Source organism: Micromonospora sp. BQ32 (genome assembly GCF_059358895.1).
Genome location: NZ_JCADBI010000013.1, coordinates 168199 through 182385 on the forward strand (window position 1 = coordinate 168199; position 14187 = coordinate 182385).

Genomic DNA, 14187 nt, shown 5'->3' on the forward strand with positions numbered 1-14187 from the left:
ACAGAAGAGATCACAGAGCAGCACCGAAGACACAGATAAAGATCAACACCAAGAAACGCGCAGGGCCGGCCTCCCTCTCAGGAGGCCGGCCCTTTCCATCGGCGCTGCTGGCGCAAAGGGTGTGGCCTACCGTGCCCGGCGCAGGGATCAAGCCTGACCGCCCGGAGCCGGGCACGGTAGGCCACACCCCCCCACCCGGCACACGACGAAGAGCGCCGGACGAAAGAACACAGCAGGCCCGAGCGTTTACCCCGCCAACCGCCAGCGGCCATTGCGGGCGACCAGCGTGGTGAGCGCCTGCGGCATCAGGCCGCTGTGGTTGTCCGGTGTCATGCGGATCGGGCCGGACAGGCCGTCCATCTGGGACGTCTCCAGCACGTCCCGGATGCCGTTGCGGTCCACCTTCCCGATCTCGCCACCGGCGCGCAGTTCGGCGTCGGCGATCAGCTGGACGGCGTCTGCGGCGAAGGACGAGGACCCGTTGTAGCCGCCAAAGCGCGCCGTGTAGTCCTGGAACCACTGCCGCCGCGCCGCCTTGGCCGGCGTGGTCGCGATCACGTCGTCGATCACCATGGTCTGCGTGAAGATCAGCGTGGCCTTCTCGGTGGCCTTGGCCGCCGCGCCCAGGAAGAGGTCCCCGGCCGCTCCCGCGTCGAAGTAGATCGACCCACGGAAGATGGTCTGCTGGACGCTGGTGGCGGCAAGTGTCGCCTGCTCCGGCGGGGTCCAGAAGACCATCGCGTCGGGCTTGCCCGACGCGAGCTGCTGGACCTGCTGGCTGACGTCGGTGTCGGTGGTCTTGATCCGCTGCTGTCGGAGCGTGATCTTGGCCTTGTCCAGCTCGTTCTTGAGCGCCGCCGCGCCTTCCTGGCCGTAGTCGTCGTCGCTGACCAGCATCCCCACCTTGCGGATGTTGTTGCGGCGCAGTTCGGTGGTCAGTGCGGCGGCGCTGTCCGGGGCGTTGGGGCCCAGCTTGAACACGTACCGCCGTTCCGCGGCCGGCGCGGCGATCGCGCCGGAAGCGGCTAGCGCAATGGTGGGAATCTGCTTCTCGTTGATGGTCCCGACCGCTCCGACCGCGCATTCGTTGCAGCCGCCCATGATGATGGCGCTGACCTTCGAATCGCTGCTGAAGTCGACGATGTTGCGAAGTGACTCGGCCGAGTCGGAACGGTTGTCCTTCACCCTCAGGTCGATCTTCCGGCCGTTCAGTGCTCCGGAGGCGTTCAACTGATCGACCTTGAGTTTGAGGGCTCGCTGGTATGTCCGGCCAACCGTGGCTGCGGCGCCGGAGAGTTCGAGATCGGCAGCGATCACGATCGGACTCGTGTCCTGCTCCGCCTCGCCAAACTGGCAGCCGGTGAGCGTGGTGGCCACTACGGCCGATGCGAGCGCCGCGATGGTCGCGGAGCGGATGGGGCTCAACTCAGTCCTCCAGGTGCGGGCGCGGGCGCTGCCCGGTCACCGCCGCTAATCCGTCCTCAGTGGAGGACGGGATCTCCTCTGCCGTACGGTGTGCGCGAAGCCTGCAAAACCTTGCCAATGGCCGGCGCTGTGGTCAAGCGCGGACCCCGGCAGCATTTTCGGGACGGCCATCCCACATGCTGGGGTAACGCAATGTTTGCAAAAGCTCACTTTGCATACACGCGTGACCACTCTGGAGTTACATGCCCTGTTCAGGGGCTTGCGGAAATGAAGGTATCAGTTGCCCGGATCACGGGATGCGCTCCGTCCGACCGTTTCCTACCTCACTGCGGCTTCCCAAACACGATCATCTCTGATGAAATCGCGGCCGTGCCGCGCGTGGTCCCCTCCGCTTACGGCATGGCTCGGCGGCTCAGGCGGGGAAGAAACGACGGAGGCGATGTCGTGAGCACCGGACCGACGACCCTGCCCGCGCTCGGCGATAGCGGTCGGCGTGAGCGCCGACGGATGCCGAGACTGCGTGACGCCCGGATCCGGTCCAAGCTGGCGCTGATTCTGGTCGTCCCGGTGGCGGCGGTGATCGCGTTGGCCACGGTCCGCCTGATCTCCGTCGGTGAGGGCGCGTTCGACGCCACCCGGGCCCGGTCACTGACGGCCCTCTCCGTCGACGTCAGCGCCCTCACCCAGGACCTCCACGCCGAACGGATGGCCGCGGCCGCCTACCTCGCCGCTCCGCAGCAGCCGGCCGACGCGTACAACCTGCGGGTCCGCCAGACGCAGCAGCGGGTGGACGAGTACCGCGCCGAGCGGGGCCGGATCGGCGACGTGCCAGCCGCCCTGCGGGACCGGCTGGCCGCCATCGACGACCACCTGGCCACCCTGGACGGCACCCGTCAGGAGGTGCTGGACCGCCGGCAGATGGCGGTCGCCGAGGCGGTGCTCCGCTACGGAGTCATCCTCACCGACCTGGTCTCGTACGGCGACGGCCTGGCCCAGCTGCCTGGCGACGAGAGCCTGGCGGACAGCCGCCGCGCGGTCTCCGCCTTCGCCCGCGCCAAGGCTTCCGTCGCCGAGGAAGAGGCCGTCGCCTTCACCGCGCTGACGGCCGGCCAGCTCGACTCGGAGCAGTTCTCCTCCTTCGTGGCAACGTTGACCGGTCAGCAGGAGGCCCTGGTCGCCTTCTCGCTGGCCGCCGACCCGGTGCAGCGCGCACTGGTCGACAGCACCGTCTCCGGCGACGCGGTCGGCCTGGCCGACCGGGTGGCCACCGACATCACCCGCTCGGTTGGGCAGCGCCCGCTGGTGACCGCGCAGGACGCCACCGCGGCCATCGGCGCCGTGAACGACCTGATGCGCTGGGCCGAGATCCAACTGCAGGACCGACTGCTCCAGCAGGCCGACCAGGCGCGCTCGGACGTCATCCGGCAGGCCGTGGTCGAGTCGATCCTGGTGCTGCTGACCCTGATCATCGCCGTGTCGCTGGCCGTGGTGCTGGCCCGCTCGCTCAACCACTCGCTGCGCCGGCTGCGTGAGGGCGCCCTCTCGGTGGCCAACCACGACCTGCCCGACGCGGTGCAGCGGCTGCAGAACATGGGCAGCGTGGGTGATGGCGGGGTGGACGAGATCGTCCGCCAGGTCCGCGACCCCATCCAGCTCAACACCCGCGACGAGGTCGGTCAGGTGGCGCTGGCCTTCAACGTCGTCCACCGGGAGGCGGTACGGGTCGCCGCCGAGCAGGCGGCACTGCGTACCAGCGTCTCGGCGATGTTCCTCAACCTGGCCCGCCGCAGTCAGACCCTGGTCGACCGGATGATCGGCGAGCTGGACGCGATCGAGCGCGGCGAGGAGGACCCGAAGCGGCTCGCGCAGCTCTTCGAACTGGACCACCTGGCCACCCGAATGCGCCGCAACGACGAGAACCTGCTCGTCCTGGCCGGCGCCGACTCCGCCGCACCGCGTCACGACAACGCGTTGGTGGTGGATGTCCTGCGCGCCGCCCAGTCCGAGGTGGAGCTGTACAACCGCATCGAGTTCGGCACGGTGGACACCGACATCTCGGTGGCCGCGCACGCGGTCAACGACGTGGTACGCCTCGTCGCCGAACTCCTCGACAACGCCACCCGGTTCTCGCCGCCGAACACCACTGTGGTCGCCGACGGTCGCCGGATCCGCGACTACGTCCTGATCCAGATCGAGGACCGTGGGCTCGGCCTCACCGACGAGCAACTCGACTCGCTCAACCGGCGGTTGGCCGCCCCGCCAAGCGTTGACGTCGCCGCGTTCCGGCTGATGGGTCTGGCTGTGGTGAGTCGGCTCGCCTCCCGCTACGGCATCCGGGTCGAGCTGCGCCGCAACGTCGAGGGCGGCACCGTCGCCCAGGTGACGCTGCCCGCCGCTACCGTGATGCTGCCCGCCAACCGGGGCCGCGAGCAGGTGCTCACCCGGCCGCGTCAGCCGATGGCCGTGGAGCAGAACCCGCTCAGCCCGGTCGGTCACGCCGAGCAGTTCGCCGGTGCCGCCACGTCGGCGGCGACGCTGCCCGACCAGTGGCGGACCAGCACGCCGGCTCCCGCCCAGTGGCAGTCGCCGCTGGACTCGCGGGACACCACCCCGGCCGTACAGGCGGGTGGCTACACCGGTCCGCGCTCGACCATGCCACCCGCACCCGCCGCCCCCGCCGCTCCGGCCCACGCCGCCCCGCTCCCGCCGGCCCGGCCGGCCTACAGCAACGGCGCGGGCGCCTCGCTGGGCAGCCCGACCGTGGCCTACCCGACCGTCGACCCGCTGCCTCGGCGTGGCTCCACCGCGGATGCCACGGAGGCCGCCGATGGACGCGGCGTCCCGGGCCTCCCGGTCGGGCCGGTCGCCGGGCCGGGCGCGGTGGCACCGCCGGCCGCGCCGTCGGTGCCCGCCGCACCGGTCAGCACCCGGCCCGACTTCCCCGCCGAGGCTCCGATCTTCCGGGAGATGGAGGCGGTCTGGTTCCGGTCGCACGGCGACGACGCCACCGCGATCTTCACCCGGCCCAACTTCGACGAGCCGCCCGCGCCCACCACCGCCGCTCCGGCCGAGGCCGGCCTGCGTGCGGGCACGAGCGCCGCGCCCGTGCCCCCCGCGCCGGCGGCCCGACCGAAACTGCCGACCCGCACCCCGGGCAGCTCCGGCACCGACGGGACGAGCACCCCGGGCGCCGAGGGCCTCGGCACCACCATGGACGGGTTCGGAACACGGCCGCCGGCGCCACCGTCGTACAACCCGCCGCCGGCTGGCCGGACGGTTCCGGCCGCGCCCGCCGCCGACCCGAATGCCTGGCGTACGGCGGCGGACGAGGGCTGGTCCCGGGCCAGCCGGGCCGCCGAGCCAGCCCCCGCCGGGACCACCCGCTCCGGGTTGCCCAAGCGGGTGCCGCAGGCACAGCTCGTGCCCGGTGGCATCGAACCGAAGAGCGGCCGGGACCGCAGCCGGCGGACCCCGGACGAAGTACGTGGTCTGCTGTCGGCCTACCACCGTGGTGTGCAGCGCGGTCGGACGGCCGGAACGGACCTGAACAGCACCTCGACCAAGGAGAGCCGATGAACAGGCCAGCTGCCATGCAGGACATGGGTTGGCTGCTCACCAACTTCGCCGACAGCGTGGCGGGCATCGCCCACGTGGTGGCGGTGTCCGCCGACGGGCTGTTGCTCGCGTCCTCCCGGGATCTGCCGGGGGACCGGGCGGACCAGCTCGCCGCGATCACCTCCGGTGTGGTGAGCCTGACCGAGGGCGCGGCCCGGATGTTCAGTGCGGGCGGGGTGTTGCAGACAGTCATCGAGATGGACAGCGGGTACCTCTTCCTGATGTCGATCAGCGACGGCTCTTCGATGGCCGTGCTGGCCGCGCGCAGCTGCGACGTGGGCCAGGTGGGTTACGAGATGGCGCTGCTGGTCGAGCGGGTGGGTGCCGCGCTGGTGCCGCTGCCGCGTGACGCGGTGCGCTCTTAGCACCGGAAGGCGGCGCTCATTCCGAGCGCCGGACCAGGGACGGGAGGCGGCACAGTCCGGCTCCGCAGGGGACGAGGAGGTGATCGGGGATGGACCAACGACGCGCTGACCCGCGCGGCGCGCTGGTGCGTCCGTACGCGGTCACCCGTGGTCGTACCGAACCCCGGCAGGACATCGCCCTTGAGGCCGTCCTCACCGCCTCTCCCACCCAGGTCGCCGAGTCCCGCTTCGCCGGGCATGACAAGCACCGCATCGCCACGGTCTGTGAGGGCCGAGCACAATCGCTGGCGGAGATCGCCGCGTACACCCGGATGCCGCTGGGCGTCGCCCGGGTGTTGGTCGCCGACATGGTGGCCGAGAGCCTGCTGACGTTACACACTGCTGCTCCCGCCGAGGGGTTCGAGGAGCGGATGGAACTGCTTGGAAGGGTGCTAAGTGGACTTCGCAGGCTATGACCCCGCAGGGGGGCGGCCGGGCCGGGGAATCGTATCCGCGAAGATCGTCGTCGCGGGCGGCTTCGGCGTCGGTAAGACGACACTGGTCGGGGCGATCTCCGAGATCACACCGCTGACCACCGAGGCGTTGATGACCGCGGCGGGTGTCGGCATCGACGACCCGTCCAAGGTGCCGGGCAAGGAGACCACCACGGTCGCCATGGACTTCGGCCGGATCACCATGGCCCAGGACCTGATCCTGTACCTCTTCGGTACACCGGGTCAGACCCGGTTCTGGTTCATGTGGGACGAGATCATCCGGGGGGCGGTGGGTGCCGCCGTGCTGGTGGACACCCGCCGGATCACCGACGCGTTCGCCCCGCTGGACTACTTCGAGAACCGCAACCTGCCGTACGTGGTGGCGCTGAACAAGTTCGACGGCGCACCGCAGTACGAGGCGGAAGAGGTCCGCGAGGCGCTGGCCATCTCGCCGCAGGTGCCGCTGGTGATGACCGACGCCCGGCAGCGGGACTCGGTCAAGCAGGTGCTGGTGACGGTGGTCGAGCACGCCATGCTCCGGCTCCAGTCGGAGCACGGGCGGGGCTTCCCCACGCCGGTCGGCTGAACTCCTCGCGTCACGGCCGGCACGCGACGGCCGGCCGTGACGCGTTCAGGGCGTGTGTCGAAGCCCTCGGCTCGACCGAGGACTTCGACACACGCCCTAGTCGACCCGCAGCCGGTAACCGCGCTTCACCACGGTCTGCACCACGCGGGGCGCGCGTAAGCCGGCCCGTAGGCGGGCCACGGCCATCTCCACGGCGTGCTCGTCGGCGCCCCGGGGAAGCGTCCGCAGCAACGCCGTGCGGGACAGCACCCGGCCCGGTGACTGGGCCAGCGCCCGCAGCACCGCCATCGGTGCGGGCGCCAGCGGCCGCAGCTCGCCGTCGATCACCGCGGCGTGCCCGCGCAGCGTGAGCAGGTGCCCACCGGCCTTGAACGTCACGGTCCGGCGGGGCAGTTCGTCGACGATGGTCCGTACCAGCGCGCCCAACCGGGCCCGACCCGGCGCGCTCACCGGCACCCCGCGCCGCAGCAGCGGCTCGGCGGTCACCGCGCCGACGCAGCTGGCCAGCACATCACTGCGCATCGCGGAAAGCACTGCGTCGGTGCGGTCCCCGGCGGCCCGCAGCAACGCCTCGGCCGCCGGCGCCGAGGTGAACGTCACCGCGTCCACCAGCCGACCGGTGATCAGGTCAATCAACCGGTGCAACGGCGCCGGGTCGGTCGGCGGTGCCCAGCGGTAGACCGGCACCTCGATGACGGTGGCGCCCGCCGCCTCCAGCGCGAGCGTGCACTCGGGCTGCCGCTCGCCGTGCAGCTGCATGGCGATGACCTGGCCGGCCACGCCACGGCGGCGCAGGTGGTCGACCACCTCGTCACAGCTCTCCGAGGCGGGCGACCACTGGTCGTGCAGCCCGGCCGCCCGGATCGCGCCGCGTGCCTTCGGGCCGCGCGCCACCACGTACGAGCTGGCCAGCACGGAGCGCAGCGGCTCGGCCAGCCCCCAGCCCTCGGCCGCCTCCAGCCAGCCGCGCATGCCGATGCCGGTGTTGGCCATCAGGATGTCCGGCGGCTGGTCGAGGCAGGCACGGGTCGCCTCGCGCAGCTCGGTGTCGTCGGACAACGGCACGATCCGCAAGGCCGGGGCGAGCACCACCCGGGCGCCGCGGCGTTCGAGCAGCGCGGCCAACTCGTCGCGCCGCCGGTCGGCGGTCACCCCGATGGTGAAGCCCGCCAGTTCTTCCCGCATCAACCCTCCTGTCGCAGCCGCACCTCGACCAGCCCGTTGCGGCAACGCGCGTCGTGTCGGGCCACGGCCACCCCGGGCAGGTCGAGGCAGTGCCCGCTGCGCAGGTCGTACACCTGCTTGTGCAGCGGTGAGGCGACCGTCGGCACTCCGCCCCGGCTGCCGACGATGCCCCGGGACAGCACGTACGCCCCGGAGATCGGATCGCGGTTGTCGATCGCGAACAGCCCGTCGGCGGTCCGGAAGAGGGCGATCTGCACCCCGTCAACCAGGGCGGCGACGCCCCGGTCCGGTTCCAACCGGTCGAGGAGGCAGACGGTGGTCCAGGTCAGGGTGAGGGTCTGAGTCATCGCCGTACCTCCGGTAGGCCGAGGGTGACCGGTTGCCGACGGTGACCGTTGGTCGGCTCGGATCCGGTCGGGGACTGGTCGCGTACGGGCACCGGCTGGCCGCGTTCCCGGGTGAAGGTGATCGACGGGTCCGGTACGTCGGGGGCGTTGACGAAGGAGGTGTAGCGGCGCAGCCGATCCGGGTCGTCCAGGACGTCGCGCCACTCGTCGGAGTACGACGACACGTGCTGGGCCATCGCCGCGTCGAGGTCGGCGCAGAGCCCGAGCGAGTCGTCCACGATCACCGAGCGCAGGTGGTCCAGGCCGCCGTCCATCGCCTCGATCCAGCCGGCGGTGCGTTGCAGCCGGTCGGCGGTGCGGATGTAGTAGATCAGGAACCTGTCGATCAGCGTGATCAGCGCGTCCGTGGACAGGTCGGTGGCGAACAGGTCGGCGTGCCGGGGCCGGAAGCCGCCGTTGCCGCCGACGTAGAGGTTCCAGCCGGTCTCGGTGGCGATGATGCCGAAGTCCTTGCTGCGCGCCTCCGCGCATTCCCGGGCGCAACCGGAGACCGCCGACTTGAGCTTGTGCGGCGCACGCAGCCCGCGATAGCGCAGCTCCAGTGCGACGGCCAGCCCCACCGAGTCCTGCACCCCGTACCGGCACCAGGTTTCGCCCACGCACGACTTCACCGTGCGCAGCGCCTTGCCGTACGCGTGCCCGGACTCGAAGCCGGCGTCCACCAGCCGCCGCCAGATCTGTGGCAGCTGCTCCACCCGGGCTCCGAACAGGTCGATCCGCTGCCCACCGGTGATCTTCGTGTAGAGCTGGAAGTCCCGGGCGACCTCGCCGATCACGATCAGCTTCTCCGGGGTGATCTCGCCGCCGGGGATCCGGGGCACCACCGAGTAGCTGCCGTCGCGTTGCAGGTTGGCCAGGAAGTGGTCGTTGGTGTCCTGCAACGACGCCTGCTCGCCGTCGAGCACGTGCCCGGTGCCCAGCGAGGCGAGGATCGACGCCACCACCGGCTTGCAGATGTCACAGCCGCGACCCTGACCGTGTTCGGCGACCAGCCGGGAGAAGGTGCGGATGCCGCGGACGCGGACGATCTCGAACAGTTCCCGCCGGCTGACGTCGAAGTGTTCGCAGAGCGCACTGGACTGCGCCACCCCGGCCGCGTCCAAGAGCTGCTTCAGCATCGGCACGCAGGAACCGCAGCTGGTGCCGGCCCGGGTGCACGCCTTCAACGCCGGCACGTCCGCGCAGCCGTCGGCGATGGCGGCGTCCACGTCGCCCCGGGTCACCGCGTTGCAGGAGCAGACCTGCGCGGTGGCGGGCAGCGCCCCGGCGTCCGCGCCGCCGCCGTCGGGGGCGAGCAGCGCCAGCGGCGCGGCCGGCAGCGGGCCGCCCACACTGGCGCGCAGCGTCGGGTACGCGCTGGCGTCACCGACCAGCACCCCGCCGAGCAGGGTGTGCGCGTCGTCGGAGAGGACCAGCTTCGCGTAGACCCGGGTGGCCGGGTCGGTGAACGTGACGTCCAGGCAGCCCTCGGTCGCGCCGTGGGCGTCACCGAACGAGGCCACGTCAACGCCGAGCAGCTTGAGTTTGGTGGCGGTGTCCGCGCCCGGGAAGGTCGCCGCGCCGCCGACCAGCCGATCGGCCACCACCTCGGCCGTCGCGTACCCCGGCGCGACCAGACCGTGGCAGGTGCCGTCGACCGCCGCGCACTCTCCGACGGCCCAGATCCGCTCGTCGGCGGTACGACAGGTCGCGTCGACCAGCACCCCGCCGCGCGGGCCCAGCGGCAGCCCGGCGTCCCGGGCCAACTGGTCCCGGGGCCGGATGCCGGCGGCCACCACCACCAGATCGGCGTCGATGGCGGTGCCGTCGGAGAGTTCCAGGGCCGCGACGCCGCCGTCCGGGCCGGGACGGATCGCGGTGGTCGCCAGCCCGAGATGCGTCCGTACGCCCAACTCGTCGACGTAGCGGCGGAGCATCGCGCCGCCGGCCTGGTCCACCTGCACCGGCATCAACCGCGGCGCGAACTCGACCACGTCGGTGCTCAGGCCGAGCAGCCGTAGGGCGTTCGCGGCCTCCAGGCCGAGCAGCCCGCCACCGATCACCGCGCCGGCCCGTCGGCCCTGCGCGTACGCCCGGATCGCCGCCAGGTCGTCCAGGGTCCGGTAGACGAAGACCCCGGGCAGTTCCGTGCCGGCCACCGGCGGCACGAACGCGTACGACCCGGTGGCCAGCACCAACGCGTCGTAGCGGTATTCGCCGACGGCGGTGGTCACCACCTGTCGGTCCCGGTCGACGCCGGTGGCCGGCTCGCCGAGTCGCAGCCGCACCCCGTCGTGCGGGGTGTGCAGGTTGAGTTCGCTCTCACTCACCCCGTCGAAGTACGCCGAGAGCCGCACCCGGTCGTACGCCGGGCGCCCCTCCTCGGCCAGCACGGTCACCCGCCAGCTGCCCTGTGGGTCACGGGCGCGCAGCGCGTCCACGAAACGCTGCCCGACCATGCCGTTGCCGATGACGACCAGTTCGCCGCCGCTCATCGCGTCACCTCCACCGATTCCGCCTGGCTCAGCCAGTCGACGATGCCGCTCACCGCGTCCCGGCATCCGCCGCATCCGGTGCCGGCCCGGGTCGCGGCCACCACCGCATCGACCGTCCGGGCGCCGGAGCGCCAGCTTCTGACGAGTGCGCCCTTGCTCACCGTGTTGCACTGGCAGACCGTGGCCGCGTCCGGCATCAGCGCCGGTGAGGCGGCCGGGGTCGCACCGACCGCGCCGAGTGCCCGGCCGAGCAGCAGCGCCCGCCGGTCACTCGGCACCGGCTGACCACGGTCGAAGAGTTGGATCACCGTGCCGACCGCCGGGTTGTCGCCGAGCAGGATCGCGCCGACCAGCCGCTCGTCCCGGATCCGCAACCGGGCGTACGTGCCCCGGGTCGGGTCGGCGAAGGTCAGCTCCTCGTCCGGCCCGCCACCGGCCGCGTCACCCATCGAGGCGAGGTCGATCCCGGCGGCCTTCAACCGGGTCACCACCGGCCGGGGCCGGTACCGGGCCAGTGGGTCCGTCCCGGTCAGCACGTCCGCGAGCACCTGCGCCTGGGCCCAGGCGGGCGCGACCAGCCCGGTGAGCGCGCCGTCGTGCTCGGCGCAGTCGCCGATCGCCGAGATGGACCGGTCGTTGGTGCGGAGCCGGTCGTCCACCACCACGCCGCGCCGCACGGTCAGGCCGGCGGCCTGGGCGAGGGCGGTGTCGGGGCGTACGCCGCAGGAGAGCACCAGCAGGTCGGCGCGGAGCGACCGGCCGTCGGCCAGGTCGAGGCGGACACCGCTGTCGTCCGCCGCCACGCCGGTCGCCGACACCCCCAGTTGGACGGTGACGCCGAAGTCGGCGAGCGTGCCCGCGAGCACGGCGCCGGCCGCCGGGTCCAGTTGCCGTTCCATCAGGTGCTCTCTCGGGTGCACCACGGTGGTGGCCAGTCCTCGGGCGGCCAGCCCTCGGGCGGCCTCCAGGCCGAGCAGCCCGCCGCCGAGCACCAGCGCGCTGCGGGCGCCGTCCGCGGCGGCGAGGATCCGTCGGCAGTCGTCCAGGGTCCGGAAGGGGACCACCCGCTCCGGCAGGTTCGCCGGGTCGAGGCCGGGCAGTGGCGGCACCACCGCACGGGCGCCGGTGGCCAGCACCAGGTGGTCGTATCCGATTCGTTCGCCGTCGTCGGTGCGGACCTCCCGGGCGGACCGGTCGACGGCGGTCACCGGTACGCCGCTGCGCAGGTCGACGCCGTGCCCGGCGGCCTCGGTCAGCTCCACGTCCGGTTCGTCGATCCGGCCGGCGAGCAGGGTGGAGAGCATGATCCGGTTGTACGCGCGGTGCGGTTCGGCCCCGAGCACGGTGACCTTGCGGTCTCCCTCCCGGGCGTGCAGCTCACCGGCGAGGCGCGCGCCCGCCATCCCGTTGCCGACGATGACCACCCGGGCGGTCATGCCTTCTCCACCCGGACCGCGCAGATCTTGAACTCGGGCATCCCGGAGATCGGGTCCACCGCGTCGTTGGTCACCGAGTTGGCGCGTCCCGCCCCCGCGTAGTGGAACGGGGCGAACACGGTGTCGGGTCGGATCCCGGCGCTGAGCCGGGCCGGGGCGCGGAACTCGCCTCGGCGCGAGGTGACCTTCACCGGATCGCCGTCGTCGATGCCCAGCCGGGTGGCCAGGTCGGGGTGCAGTTCGACGAACGACTCCGGGGCGGCGCGCCGCAGCGCGGCCACCCGTCGGGTCTGGGTGCCCGACTGGTACTGGGCCAGCACCCGGCCGGTGGTGAAGTGCAGCGGGTACGTGGCGCAGACCTCCTCGGCGGCCGGCCGATGGTCGACGGGGTGGAAGCGGGCCCGGCCGTCCGGGGTGGCGAACCGGTCCGCGAAGAGTCGCGGCGTGTCCGGCCCGTCCTCGGTCGGGCAGGGCCAGTAGACCCCGTCGTCGGCGTCGATCCGGCCCCAGCTGATGCCGGCGTAGTCGGCGGCCCCACCGGCGGAGGCGCGGCGCAGCTCGGCGAAGACGGCAGCCGGATCGGCCGGGAACCGGGCCGCCGCGACGGCGGCCGGTCGCACGCTGGCCGGGTTGACGTCGGCTGGGTCGGCGTTCGCCGATTCGGCGTCGGCCAGCCGCGCCGCCAGGTCGGAGATGATGGCGAGGTCGGTCCGGACGCCCGGCGGGGGCGGGCGTAGCGCGCGTCGACGCAGCACCCGACCCTCCAGGTTGGTCATGGTGCCGTCCTCCTCGGCCCACTGCGCGGTGGGCAGCACCACGTCCGCCAGCGCGGCCGTCTCGGAGAGCAGGAGGTCGGCGACGACCAGCAGGTCGAGGTCGCGCAGCCGGCCCTCGATCCGGGCCGCCCGGGGTGCCGAGACCACCGGGTTCGACCCGAACACCAACAACGCGCGCGGGCCACCCGCAGTGCCGAGCGAGTCGAGCAGTTGGTAGGCGGGCACTCCCGGGCCGGGCAGCTCGTCGGCCGGCACGCCCCAGACCCCGGCCACGTGCTCCCGCGCCGCCGGGTCGTCGATCCGCCGGTAGCCGGGGAGCTGGTCGGCCTTCTGCCCGTGCTCCCGGCCGCCCTGGCCGTTGCCCTGGCCGGTGAGGCAGCCGTACCCCGAACCATCACGGCCGGGCAGGCCGAGGGCGAGGGCGAGATTGACGTACGCGGTGACGGTGTCCACCCCCTTGGCGTGCTGCTCGGCGCCGCGCGCCGTCAGGATGATCACGCGACCGCCGGTGCCGAGCGCGCGGGCGGTCGCCTCCAGGTCGGCCACCGGCACCCCGGAGAGCTGTTCCGCGCGGGCCGGCCACCAGGCGGCGACGCCGCGGCGGACCGCGTCGAACCCGGTGGTGCGGTCAGCCACGTAGGCCCGGTCGACCCAACCCTCGGTGAGGGCGATGTGCAGCAGCGCGTTGGCCACCGCGAGGTCGGTGCCGGGCAGCGGTTGCAGGTGCAGGTCGGCCTGGCGGGCGGTGGCGGTGACCCGGGGGTCGACGACGATCAGTTGACCACCGTTGTGGCGCTGCTCGGTGAGCCAGCGCACCAGCGGCGGCATGGTCTCCGCCGGGTTCGCCCCGACCAGCAGCAGGGTGTCGGCCCGACCCAGGTCGGCCAGAGGGAACGGTAGCCCGCGGTCGATGCCGAAGGCGCGCATCCCGGCGGCTGCCGCCGAGGACATGCAGAACCGTCCGTTGTAGTCGATGTGCCGGGTGCGCAGCCCGATCCGGGCGAACTTCCCCAACGCGTACGCCTTCTCGTTGGTCAGGCCACCACCGCCGAAGACGGCGACCGCGTCCCGGCCGGCGTCGTCCTGCACGGCGCGGATGCCGGCGACCACCCGGTCCAGCGCGGTGTCCCAGCTTGCCGGTTGCAGCGCGCCGGTGGCCGGGTCGCGTACCAGCGGGGTGGTCAGCCGCTCCGGGTGGTCGAGCAGTTCGGCGGCGGTCCAACCCTTCTGGCAGAGCCCGCCCCGGTTGGTGGGGAACTGGCGCGGGTGGACCGTCACCCCGGCGTCGTCCGCGCGCAGCGTCATCCCGCACTGCAGGGCGCAGTACGGGCAGTGCGTCGCTACCTCCCGAGGCGTCTGCCCCGGGGGAGTTGCCGACCGCGCACCGTCTGTCATGTCGGGAAAGCGTGCCGCCGGGCGGTTTCCGGTCCGGGTCCCTTCTGTTT

At 72.5% G+C, this 14187-nt stretch carries 10 protein-coding genes; 4 read left to right on the top strand and 6 right to left on the bottom strand.

Features of this window, described 5'->3' with window-relative positions; all coding sequences use genetic code 11:
* Window positions 1–246 precede the first annotated feature (246 nt).
* Window positions 247–1425: an ABC transporter substrate-binding protein gene (locus tag AC5L30_RS23600; RefSeq protein ID WP_494869832.1), complete on the bottom strand. Its 1179-nt coding sequence runs from the start codon at window positions 1423–1425 to the stop codon at window positions 247–249.
* 444 nt (window positions 1426–1869) lie between these two features.
* Here AC5L30_RS23600 and AC5L30_RS23605 point away from each other — a divergent pair, with 444 nt between their 5' ends.
* The 4 genes from AC5L30_RS23605 to AC5L30_RS23620 all read left to right on the top strand — a co-directional run bounded on the left by AC5L30_RS23605 (window position 1870) and on the right by AC5L30_RS23620 (window position 6464).
* On the top strand, window positions 1870–5001 hold the full coding sequence (locus AC5L30_RS23605; protein ID WP_494869833.1) for a sensor histidine kinase: 3132 nt from the start codon (window positions 1870–1872) through the stop codon (window positions 4999–5001).
* Window positions 4998–5405: a roadblock/LC7 domain-containing protein gene (locus AC5L30_RS23610; RefSeq protein WP_007465177.1), complete on the top strand. Its 408-nt coding sequence runs from the start codon at window positions 4998–5000 to the stop codon at window positions 5403–5405. The genes AC5L30_RS23605 and AC5L30_RS23610 overlap by 4 nt, the downstream gene beginning before the upstream one ends.
* An 89-nt stretch (window positions 5406–5494) precedes the next feature.
* Complete coding sequence (locus AC5L30_RS23615) at window positions 5495–5860, top strand: DUF742 domain-containing protein (protein WP_007465174.1); 366 nt, start codon at window positions 5495–5497, stop codon at window positions 5858–5860.
* Window positions 5841–6464, top strand: a complete 624-nt coding sequence (locus AC5L30_RS23620; RefSeq protein WP_030329978.1) for a GTP-binding protein — start codon at window positions 5841–5843, stop codon at window positions 6462–6464. Before AC5L30_RS23615 ends, AC5L30_RS23620 begins: the two co-directional genes overlap by 20 nt.
* Window positions 6465–6560: 96 nt before the next feature.
* Here AC5L30_RS23620 and AC5L30_RS23625 read toward each other — a convergent pair whose 3' ends face one another.
* Genes AC5L30_RS23625 through AC5L30_RS23645 form a run of 5 tightly spaced genes read right to left on the bottom strand, consistent with a single transcriptional unit; the run spans window position 6561 to window position 14137 of the window.
* On the bottom strand, window positions 6561–7649 hold the full coding sequence (locus AC5L30_RS23625) for a uroporphyrinogen-III synthase (protein ID WP_494869834.1): 1089 nt from the start codon (window positions 7647–7649) through the stop codon (window positions 6561–6563).
* Window positions 7649–7996 carry a nitrite reductase small subunit NirD gene (gene nirD / locus AC5L30_RS23630; RefSeq protein WP_494869835.1) on the bottom strand — a complete coding sequence of 116 codons (348 nt, stop codon included), beginning with the start codon at window positions 7994–7996 and terminating at the stop codon, window positions 7649–7651. The genes AC5L30_RS23625 and nirD overlap by 1 nt, the downstream gene beginning before the upstream one ends.
* Window positions 7993–10530 (bottom strand): nitrite reductase large subunit NirB, encoded by a 2538-nt coding sequence (nirB, locus tag AC5L30_RS23635; protein ID WP_494869836.1) that lies wholly within the window; start codon window positions 10528–10530, stop codon window positions 7993–7995. The genes nirD and nirB overlap by 4 nt, the downstream gene beginning before the upstream one ends.
* Window positions 10527–11966 (bottom strand): FAD-dependent oxidoreductase, encoded by a 1440-nt coding sequence (locus tag AC5L30_RS23640; RefSeq protein ID WP_494869837.1) that lies wholly within the window; start codon window positions 11964–11966, stop codon window positions 10527–10529. Before AC5L30_RS23640 ends, nirB begins: the two co-directional genes overlap by 4 nt.
* Complete coding sequence (locus AC5L30_RS23645) at window positions 11963–14137, bottom strand: molybdopterin oxidoreductase family protein (protein WP_494869838.1); 2175 nt, start codon at window positions 14135–14137, stop codon at window positions 11963–11965. Before AC5L30_RS23645 ends, AC5L30_RS23640 begins: the two co-directional genes overlap by 4 nt.
* Window positions 14138–14187: the final 50 nt, after the last annotated feature.

Bases quoted from the DNA above. Each gene is read 5' to 3' on its own strand.
- AC5L30_RS23625 (WP_494869834.1), bottom strand. From the start codon at position 7,649: ATGCGGGAAGAACTGGCGGGCTTCACCATCGGGGTGACCGCCGACCGG.
- AC5L30_RS23640 (WP_494869837.1), bottom strand. From the start codon at position 11,966: ATGACCGCCCGGGTGGTCATCGTCGGCAACGGGATGGCGGGCGCGCGC.
- AC5L30_RS23645 (WP_494869838.1), bottom strand. From the start codon at position 14,137: ATGACAGACGGTGCGCGGTCGGCAACTCCCCCGGGGCAGACGCCTCGG.
- nirD (WP_494869835.1), bottom strand. From the start codon at position 7,996: ATGACTCAGACCCTCACCCTGACCTGGACCACCGTCTGCCTCCTCGAC.
- nirB (WP_494869836.1), bottom strand. From the start codon at position 10,530: ATGAGCGGCGGCGAACTGGTCGTCATCGGCAACGGCATGGTCGGGCAG.
- AC5L30_RS23610 (WP_007465177.1), top strand. From the start codon at position 4,998: ATGAACAGGCCAGCTGCCATGCAGGACATGGGTTGGCTGCTCACCAAC.
- AC5L30_RS23615 (WP_007465174.1), top strand. From the start codon at position 5,495: ATGGACCAACGACGCGCTGACCCGCGCGGCGCGCTGGTGCGTCCGTAC.